This is a genomic window from Cupriavidus sp. 01T418, from assembly GCF_056398885.1.
Window position 1 is genome coordinate 76,283 of record NZ_JBFTQG010000028.1, and the last position, 9,488, is coordinate 85,770.

8 protein-coding genes are annotated in these 9,488 nt (G+C 60.8%); 6 read left to right on the forward strand and 2 right to left on the reverse strand.

Annotation, left to right across the window (positions count from 1 at the left end; all coding sequences use genetic code 11):
- The first annotated feature begins 223 nt into the window (after nt 1-223).
- The 5 genes from AC1DQ3_RS23840 to AC1DQ3_RS23860 all read left to right on the forward strand — a co-directional run bounded on the left by AC1DQ3_RS23840 (nt 224) and on the right by AC1DQ3_RS23860 (nt 6,636).
- Nucleotides 224-481 carry a YtcA family lipoprotein gene (locus tag AC1DQ3_RS23840; RefSeq protein ID WP_477122621.1) on the forward strand — a complete coding sequence of 86 codons (258 nt, stop codon included), beginning with the start codon at nt 224-226 and terminating at the stop codon, nt 479-481.
- An 18-nt stretch (nt 482-499) separates the two neighbouring features.
- Nucleotides 500-1,555, forward strand: a complete 1,056-nt coding sequence (mdtN, locus tag AC1DQ3_RS23845; RefSeq protein WP_477122622.1) for a multidrug transporter subunit MdtN — start codon at nt 500-502, stop codon at nt 1,553-1,555.
- A gap of 32 nt (nt 1,556-1,587) precedes the next feature.
- Complete coding sequence (locus tag AC1DQ3_RS23850) at nt 1,588-1,836, forward strand: hypothetical protein (RefSeq protein ID WP_477122623.1); 249 nt, start codon at nt 1,588-1,590, stop codon at nt 1,834-1,836.
- 213 nt (nt 1,837-2,049) lie between these two features.
- On the forward strand, nt 2,050-3,729 hold the full coding sequence (locus AC1DQ3_RS23855; RefSeq protein ID WP_477122624.1) for an ABC-F family ATP-binding cassette domain-containing protein: 1,680 nt from the start codon (nt 2,050-2,052) through the stop codon (nt 3,727-3,729).
- A gap of 702 nt (nt 3,730-4,431) precedes the next feature.
- Nucleotides 4,432-6,636, forward strand: coding sequence for an OsmC domain/YcaO domain-containing protein (locus AC1DQ3_RS23860; RefSeq protein ID WP_477122625.1), 2,205 nt, complete (start codon nt 4,432-4,434; stop codon nt 6,634-6,636).
- A gap of 269 nt (nt 6,637-6,905) precedes the next feature.
- On the opposite strand, the gene AC1DQ3_RS23865 is transcribed toward AC1DQ3_RS23860, so the two are convergent.
- Nucleotides 6,906-8,072 (reverse strand): MFS transporter, encoded by a 1,167-nt coding sequence (locus AC1DQ3_RS23865; protein WP_477122626.1) that lies wholly within the window; start codon nt 8,070-8,072, stop codon nt 6,906-6,908.
- A 174-nt stretch (nt 8,073-8,246) separates the two neighbouring features.
- Between AC1DQ3_RS23865 and AC1DQ3_RS23870 the strand changes: the two genes are divergently transcribed.
- A complete protein-coding gene (locus AC1DQ3_RS23870) occupies nt 8,247-9,134 on the forward strand; it encodes a LysR family transcriptional regulator (RefSeq protein ID WP_477122627.1) in 888 nt (295 codons plus the stop codon).
- Nucleotides 9,135-9,380: 246 nt separating this feature from the next.
- On the opposite strand, the gene AC1DQ3_RS23875 is transcribed toward AC1DQ3_RS23870, so the two are convergent.
- On the reverse strand, nt 9,381-9,488 hold a 108-nt coding region (locus tag AC1DQ3_RS23875), incomplete at its 5' end, for an IS3 family transposase (RefSeq protein ID WP_477122636.1).

Here is a 9,488-nt window from a genome sequence, read left to right on the forward strand (position 1 = left end):
CGCCAGGCGTGGGAACACCAGTGCATGGAAATGCATGCAATGTAGACCATCGAAGACGGCCAAATTGCAGGTCGGCAATGGAAGGGGGTTCAGGCAAGCTGTAAATTCTTCCATTGGCTATACGGATCATGCAAAATGGGCCGCCGGGGCCCGATGCAGATTGGCGATATCCTGAACGCATCGGCGCATTCCGGGGCCGCAGCACTGCAAAATGGGAGGCTCCATGAGAGCGATCGGCGTTGCTGCCGTCGTCGCCCCGTCAATCGGGGGATGCGCAAGATCGCCCTCCCTTGGCGTGCTCGGCGCCTACTTTCCCGACTGGATGTTCTGCATCATCGCTGGCGTTGCGCTCGCTATCGCCTGCTACCAGATCCTGGAGCGCACCCGGTCCGGCTACTGGCTTGGCCCTCCGGCCGTGGCCTACCCGACACTCGTCACCCTGTTCTCCCTCGTTGCCTGGCTGATCCTGTTCCAGCATTGACCCTTTTGCGTAAACGACATGACCACAACGGACAACAAGAAAAAAAAGGTGTGGCCGGCCATCGTGCTGGTGCTGGCCACGCTGGCGCTGCTGGCCCTGGTGATCTGGATGCTGGACCGCTCGCCCCGCACCGACGATGCCTATGTCTACGCGGACACGATCGACGTGGTGCCGGAAGTCAACGGGCGCATCGTCCAACTCGCCGTGCGCGACAACCAGGCGGTAAAGCAGGGCGACCTGCTGTTCCAGATCGATCCCCGCCCCTACCAGGATGCGCTGACCCGGGCCAAGGCCTCGCTGGCCGCGCTTGACCAGCAGATCATGCTGACGCAGCGCACGGTCAATGCGCAGCAGTACAATGCGCAATCCGTACGGGCGGCTGTCGAACGCGCCCGCGCTGCCGCCACCCAGGCAGCCGATACCTTGCGCCGCACGGAGCCGCTTTTGCCGCAAGGGTACGTGTCGGCGGAAGACGTCGACCGCGCCCGCACCGCGCAACGCGCCAGCCAGGCCGAACTCAATGCGGCGCAACTGCAGGCGCAGCAGGCCGCGGCAGCGGTAAGCGGGGTCGATGCGCTGGTGGCGCAACGCGCCGTGGTCCTGGCTGAAATCTCGCTGGCCGAACTGCATCTGGAATTCGCCATCGTGCGCGCACCGTTCGATGGCCGGGTGACGTCGCTGAAAACATCGAACGGCCAGTACGCTTCCGCGCTCAAGCCGGTGTTCACGCTGATCGATACGCGCCAGTGGTACGTGGTGGCGAACTTCCGGGAAACTGAACTGAAAGGCATGCGGGCGGGCACGCCGGCCACCGTTTACCTGATGAGCGACACCGCCCAGCGTTTTCGCGGCACGGTCGATTCCATCAGCTATGGCGTGACGCCGGACGAAGGCGGACTGGCACTGCCCGGCGGGCTGCCGCGCATACAACGCAGCCTCAACTGGGTGCACGTCGCCCAGCGCTTCCCGGTCAAGATCCGCGTCGAGAATCCCAATCCGGACCTGTTCCGGGTCGGCACCTCGGCGGTGGCCATCCTGCACGCCGAGGCCGGCAACCCCGGCGTGCATCGCTGAGAAGTCGTGGACCACGGCCCTGAGCATGCCTGGTGGCGTCAGCGCGGCCGGATGGCCGCCCGGTGCGGTGCCGGCTGTACTCCTGCCACCGGGTCGCAGTACTGCGCAAAGCGATCGGCGAAGCGCTGGCGAAGCCGGAGATCCGGGCCAAGCTGGAAGCCGAGGGCCGCACCGTCGCGCAGCCCAACGACAATCAGGCGCAGGCGAACCAGCTCTTCGACCAGTACATGGGTCGTGTTTCCCAGCTCATCCGCAACGTGGGGCGCAAGACTGCCGCCTGATTTCCGGCTGAGCGGCACCGGAGTGTCCGGATCCGTAGCCAAGAGCCGTCATTCACCGCTATGTTCGCTGGCCCCGCAGCCGGTACGCCCGGTGCGCCAGGGCCTGCCTTGCTTTGTGGCCGGTGGGCGCCGCAAAGCGCAAGCGGCTCAGAAAAGAGACAGCCCTGCACGTCCGGTCGGCTATCATGCGGATCCTCTCCGAAGTAGCTCCTTATGATTTCCGTCCGTAATGTCACGCTGCGCCGCGGCGTTAATGTCGTACTCGACCGCGCGTCCGTCACTTTCACCCCCGGCGAAAAGATTGGTCTTGTCGGCCGCAATGGCGCCGGCAAGTCGTCCTTCTTCGGCCTTCTCAACGGCACGCTGCACGAAGATGGCGGCGAGTTCTCGATTCCCGCTGCATGGAAGATGGGCCAGGTCGCGCAGGAGATGCCGGAGACCGCGCAGAGCGCGACCGACTTCGTAGTCGAGGGCGACACCGTGCTATTGGCCGCGCAGGCCGAAGTCGCCGCCGCCGAGGCCAGCGACGACGGCATGCGCATGGCGCACGCCTACATGGCCCTGCACGACGCCGGTGCACACGATGCCCCCGCACGTGCCCAAGCGCTGATCCTGGGCCTTGGCTTCAGTACTGCGCAGCTTAGCCAGCCGGTCAACAGTTTCTCCGGCGGCTGGCGCATGCGACTGCAGCTGGCGCGCGCGCTCATGTGCCCGTCCGACCTGCTGCTGCTCGACGAGCCGACCAATCACCTCGACCTCGACGCGCTGGTCTGGCTGGAAGCCTGGCTCAAGCGCTATCAAGGAACCCTGGTAATGATCAGCCACGACCGCGAATTCCTCGACGCGGTGACGCAGGTGACGGTGCACGTCGACAACGCCAAGCTCGTGCGTTATGGCGGCAACTACAGCAAGTTCGAAGACATGCGCGCCGAGCAGCTCGTGTTGCAGCAGGCCGCGATGGCCAAGCAGGTGGACAAGATCGCCCACCTGCAGAAGTTCATCGACCGTTTCAAGGCCAAGGCCTCGAAGGCGAAGCAGGCGCAGAGCCGGGTCAAGGCGCTCGAACGCATGGAGAAGATCGCACCGGTGCTTGCCGATGCGGAGTTCAACTTCGAGTTCAAGGAGCCCCTCAACGTCCCGAACCCGCTGTTGTCGATGCTGGACGCGAGCTTCGGCTACCCCGCGCCGACCGGCGCACTGCCGGGCACGCCACCCACGGTCATCGTGCGGGGCATCAACCGTTCCGTGCTGGCCGGGCAGCGCATCGGCATTCTCGGTGCCAACGGCCAAGGCAAGTCCACGCTGGTGAAGACGGTGGCGCACGCGCTGGCGCCGATTGCCGGCGAAATCAGCGAAGGCAAAGGCCTGAATATCGGCTACTTCGCACAGCAGGAACTCGACGTGCTGCGCCCGCTCGACACGCCGATGGATCACATGATCCGCCTTGCCAAGGACACGCCGGCGCACATGCGCGCCCCCGGCCAGAGTGGCACCGAACAATCGCTTCGCACCTTCCTCGGCACCTTCAACTTCAGTGGCGACACGGTCCATCAGGCGGTTAGCACGATGAGCGGCGGCGAAAAGGCGCGGCTCGTGTTGTGCATGATCGTGTGGCAGCGCCCCAACCTGCTGCTGCTCGACGAGCCTACCAACCACCTCGACCTGGCCACACGCGAAGCGCTAGCCATGGCGCTCAACGAATTCGAAGGCACGGTGATGCTGGTCAGTCACGACCGGGCCCTGCTGCGCGCCGTCTGTGACGAGTTCTGGCTGGTCACCAAGGGCGGCGTCGAGCCCTTCGACGGCGATCTGGACGATTACCAGCAGTTCCTGCGCGACGAAGCCCGTAGCATGCGCGAGCAGGCTGCCGCAGAGCAGAAGGTCATCGCCTGAGATACCCCCTGGCGGGCCGCGAGCGTTGCATGGGAGGCGAAGCGCGAACGTTCGCCAAGGACTTCAGGATGCGATATTCGGCTCGCCCGGAGCGGTGAGGCCGAACGGCACGGACGCGTTGCGGATCACACTGAAGACACTGGCAAGCAATCCGAGCGCGGTGGTGTCGTGCGGCCGGCGGCGGATGGCTCGCGGCTGTCGGCGCGCCTCGCCAAGTCAAGTGGCGGCGCGGGCTGGGATAACGCCGCGCTGCGCGTGTTGGCGCGTCCGACCCGTTCCCGCGCGATGAGAACGGCAAGGGGCCGGACAGCTTCATCATCACATTCCGTCCCAACGACTGATAAGGCACCTCCAAATGGGCAGCACGCTACGCAGCCTGCGACAGGTCTTTGACAACCTGGCCTCGGACGTAAATAGTGTTGGCACCCACGTGGGGATCGCCGTCATATTCCTTAACGGTCGCTTCCCGCCAAAAACGGATCTGTGACTACGTTACAGCGACGACTTGGCCGCCTCCCTGGCGCTGCCCTGAATATTGCCATGGCGTGAAGTTCCAGCCACGTCCTGCGCAATTGGCGTTCGCCTGTCAAATTATCCGTATGCGACGGCGCCTGTAGAAAGCATCGATATATTACAATGCACCAGCGCGGCGTCGGATTATAGCGACCGCATCATTTTGAGCACCATTTTTGGAATTTCCCCATGGAAATTAAGGTCAACTTTCTCGATAAGCTACGTCTTGAAGCCAAGTTCGATGACTTCACGGTGATAGCCGACCAGCCTGTCCGCTATAAGGGCGACGGCTCTGCGCCTGGCCCGTTCGATTATTTTCTGGCCTCGTCGGCATTGTGTGCGGCTTACTTTGTCAAGTTGTACTGCGTAACTCGCAACATTCCGACCGATAACATCCGCCTGTCGCAGAATAATATTGTTGATCCGGAAAACCGATATCAGCAGATTTTCAAGATTCAAGTCGAGTTGCCGACGGATATTTCTGCCAAAGACCGCCAGGGTATTTTGCGCTCCATCGATCGCTGTACGGTAAAAAAAGTGGTGCAAACCGGACCCGGGTTTGTGATCGAAGAGGTAGAGAACTTGGATGCCGATGCTCAGTCGTTGCTGACGTTGAAGCCGGCGTCTGACGCCAGCACCTATATTGCGGGCAAGGATCTGCCATTGGAGCAAACCATCGCCAATATGTCGGGCATTCTGGCGGGCTTGGGGATGAAGATTGAAATCGCTTCATGGCGTAATATCGTTCCCAATGTCTGGTCGCTGCATATCCGTGACGCACACTCGCCAATGTGTTTTACCAATGGCAAGGGAGCGACCAAGGAAAGCGCGTTGGCGTCGGCGTTGGGAGAATTTATCGAGCGCCTGAATTGCAACCATTTTTATGCCGGTACGTTCTGGGGCGAAAGCCTCGCCAATGCGGCGTTTTTACATTACCCGAACGAGCGCTGGTTCAAGCCTGGACCTAAAGATGCGCTACCGGCTGAAATTCTCGATAAATACTGCCTGCCCATTTACAATCCCGATGGCGAGTTACGTGGCTCGCACCTGTACGAAACCAACTCGGGGAATCTGCAGCGCGGTATCTGTTCGCTGCCGTATGTACGGCAGTCGGACGGCGAAGTGGTATATTTCCCCTCCAATCTGGTCGAAAACCTCTACGCCAGCAATGGCATGAGTGCCGGTAATACACTGGCCGAAGCGCAGGTGCAATGCTTGTCCGAGATTTTCGAACGGGCGGTAAAGCGCGAAATTCTGGAGGGCGAAATGGCACTGCCTGATGTGCCCCATGAAGTGCTGGCGAAATACCCTGGCATTCTGGCTGGCATTCAGGGGCTGGAACAGCAAGGCTTTCCGATCTTGGTGAAGGATGCTTCGTTGGGTGGAATTTATCCGGTGATGTGCGTCACCTTGATGAACCCACGAACTGGCGGTGTCTTTGCTTCGTTCGGCGCGCACCCAAGCCTCGAGGTGGCGCTGGAACGGAGTCTGACAGAATTGCTGCAGGGTCGCAGTTTTGAAGGCCTGAACGATTTGCCACAGCCCACCTTTGTCAGTAACGCCGTGACTGAGCCGAACAATTTTGTTGAACACTTCATTGATTCCAGCGGCGTGGTGTCGTGGCGCTTTTTCAGCGCCAAGGCGAATTTCGATTTTGTCGAGTGGGATTTTTCTGTCCAGGGCGAGAACGCCAATGCCGAGGAAGCAGCAACCTTGCTCGGCATTCTTGAGGACATGGGTAAAGAGGTGTACATGGCGGTGTATGACCAGCTAGGCGCCGTTGCTTGCCGGATTTTGGTTCCGGGCTATTCGGAAGTTTATCCTGTAGAAGATTTGATCTGGGATAACACCAACAAGGCACTGTCGTTCCGCGCAGATATCATGAACTTGCATTGCCTGGACGACGCAAGCCTGGAGGCCCTGCTTGAGCGTCTGGATAACAGTGAGCTCGATGAATACGCCGACATCGCCACGCTGATCGGCATCGAATTTGACGAGAATACGGATTGGGGGCAGCTGACAGTTCTGGAGCTGAAGCTGCTCATTCATCTCGCCTTGCAGCAATTTGAGGCGGCGCACGAGCTGGTGGGCGCCTTCTTGCAGTACAACGACAACACGGTCGAGCGCGGACTGTTTTACCAGGCCTTGAATGTGGTGCTGGAGGTGCTGTTGGATGACGACCTGAACCTGGACGACTACGCCGTCAACTTCCGTCGGATGTATGGCAATGCGCGGATGGATGCGGTGCTGGGTTCAGTGGACGGCAGCGTGCGTTTCTTTGGTTTGACGCCAACCAGTATGAAATTGGAGGGGCTCGACAGGCACCACCGCTTGATTGACAGCTACAAGAAATTGCACTCGGCGCGGGCAAATGTGGCGGCTACAGCCAGTTAGGGCCAAGGATCAAGAAGGCGGTGAAGGCCTCCATCGGGAAGCACTCGTCTTCACTGGCAGCGAGTTGCCAGTCCTGCCAGGATCGATGAAAGCGGGACAGACTATCTATACAGGGTCGGCAAGATACGACTGGGTTGCATCGGGCGGCGGTCCCCTCCCGGCCAATTGTTGCCGCTCGCCCATCCCGCAAAGCCGTCACTCGAAGACGCATTCTTCTGCGCTCCAGCACCGCATCGAGACAGTCTCAACTGGCTGCTGCGCGGCTCACATCACTCCCGGACCGTTTCACCAACCCTCTGCGGCCGTATCTGCATCACCAGCGATGCGCATCCGAGCAGAAGTCCGACGGCGCAGACGCCAGACCATTGCCATACACTCCACGCCCAAATGCCCAACAATGAACCGAGTGCGCCGCCCGCAAAGCGAATGGTCATGTAAAGCGTATTGATACGGCTCATCGCATCGCTCCTGATGCTCATGTTGCGGGCCATGTTTGCGACATGTCCGCTTTGCAATCCCAGGTCGAGCACGATCACACCCGCGACGAGCCCGGCAATAGTCCCACGCGTCAGTGCAAGGATCGTGAAGGCCAGGACGAAGACTGCGCTACTCGCCAGCACAACGAGACGCGGATTGCGTGAATCGATCAGTTTGCCTGCGCCGGTGGAGGCGAGCGCACCGACCACACCGACGAGTCCAAATAGCCCTGCAACTTCGCTTCCGTAGTGCGCATCCAGGCTGCGCAAATAAAACGCGAGCGTGGCCCAGAACGCACTGAATGCGGCGAACTGAAATGCGGCAATGGCCGAGGTTTGACGCACGAGCGGTTCTTCGCGCATGAGCGTCCACAAAGAAGCCATTAGGCCGCGGTATGTCCCGGTGTAGGTGGGCTGCGCCGGGGCCAGCATGCGCGACAGCACGGCAGCCGTTACGAGCATCGCTGCGGCCGCGAGCCAATAGACGGCACGCCAGCCGAAATGCTCGCCGATCGATCCGGAAATCGAGCGCGACACGAGGATGCCGCACAACAACCCGAACATCACAATGCCGACCGCTTCGCCTCGTTGCTGAGGGCCTGCCAGTTGCGCTGCAAACGGTGTGAGCAATTGCGGCGCGACGCTTGCGAGGCCAGTCACGAAACTGGCGGTCGCGAGCCAGTTCAGCGTCGGAGAAAGCGCGATGGCAGCAAGCGCCAGGCTCGCCACGCATAACAGCGTGCGCAACATCGATCGACGCTCGAGCATGTCCCCAAGCGGAACGAAAAGCAGCAGGCCTAGCGCGTAACCTGCCTGCGCGGCCACCGACCCCGCGCCTGCCTGCCGCTCGCTGGTGTGAAACGCGACGGCAAAGTCAGCAAGCAACGGTTGGTTGTAGTAGTTGTTCGCGACCACGACGCCGGCGGCGGCTGCCATGACCCAGTAGATCGAACGGTTCATCTTCGTGTGCTCCCTTGTCTGCGCGCAAGGTGCCGCGCGGCTATGGCCTGCAAAGTGCAGCGGCCTTGGTTCTTCCTTTACTGCTGCCTTTGAAACGAATGTAGACTGTCCCGGAAAACGCCGGTATCCCTATCGATCGGCAAGCACCCTTGCTAAATTCGGAAGAGTCGAATCATGGATCGCTTTGAGGCAATGACCGTGTACGTACGTGTCGTGGAGGCCGGCAGTCTGTCTGCTGCCGCGCGCGCGATTCCGATGTCATTGACTTCCGTCAGCAGGCACATTTCCGCGCTCGAGGAGCAGTTCAGCGCCCAGTTGCTTCGGCGCACGACGCGCAATCTCGCGATGACGGACGAAGGACGCATTCTTTACGATCGCGCAAAGGCGATCCTCAGCGAAGTGGATGAACTCGGCAGCGCGCTATCGGCCGGTCACGGCAAGTTATCGGGTCGTCTTCGGATCAGCGCACCCAATCTATTGGGACGGCTCGTGATCGCACCGTTGCTGCCGCGTTTTCTGGCGCTTCATCCGGATGTGACCATTGATCTTGTGCTCGTCGACCGTGTCGTCAATCTCGTGGAGGAGGGCCTGCATCTTGCGGTGCGCGTTGGCCGCCTGCCGGACTCGAGTCTCATTGCGCGCAAGCTCGACGACATTCAGATGGTGGTGTGCGCAGCGCCGGCGTATCTCGCGCGCCGCGGCACGCCTCGCACCCTTGACGATCTGCGCAAGCACGATTGCCTGGTGTTTTCCGACGCGCCAGGCCACGTCGACTGGCGCTTCCAGTCGGGCACGTCGCCAACTCGTATCAGCGTGACCGGGCGCTTGTGGACGAATAGCCTCGATGCGCTGGTGTCGGCGTCGATCGAGGGTGCTGGCCTTGTGCGCGCGCCTGCATGGCAGGTCGCAGCGGATATCGAGGCGGGACGTTTGCGGCCCGTACTCGAGGGGTACGCACCGCCCGCGACGCCCGTCCATGTGCTGTTCGAGCGCGCCAAGCTGTCGTCGCCGAAGATCCGGACATTCGTTGATTATCTCGTTCAGCAATGGCGCAAGGGGTGACGTCATCGGTTCCGCACGCCGCGCCATTCAATTCCAACTTTCCATGGCGCCATCGCAAGCTTCGCGCATGTCTTGCAAAGATATAAGCGTTCGTCAGTTGCCGGACAAGTTCGGCTGAAGACGGCGTGATCGGTATTCGCACCTCATCCGAGATACGGCCCTTGATGGTAGGAAAAGAAGGATCAGATGAACGTCTATTTCCATAACTGATGTTGCCCCTGTTTGGTGTAGCTCTTAGCTTTCGGGTTATGCGGCCTTTTTACGCTGTGCCGCATGCCAGCGTTGCTCGTATTGCATGGGGCTGAGATAACCCAGCGTGGAATGCAGCCGTCGGTGATTATAAAAGGCTATCCA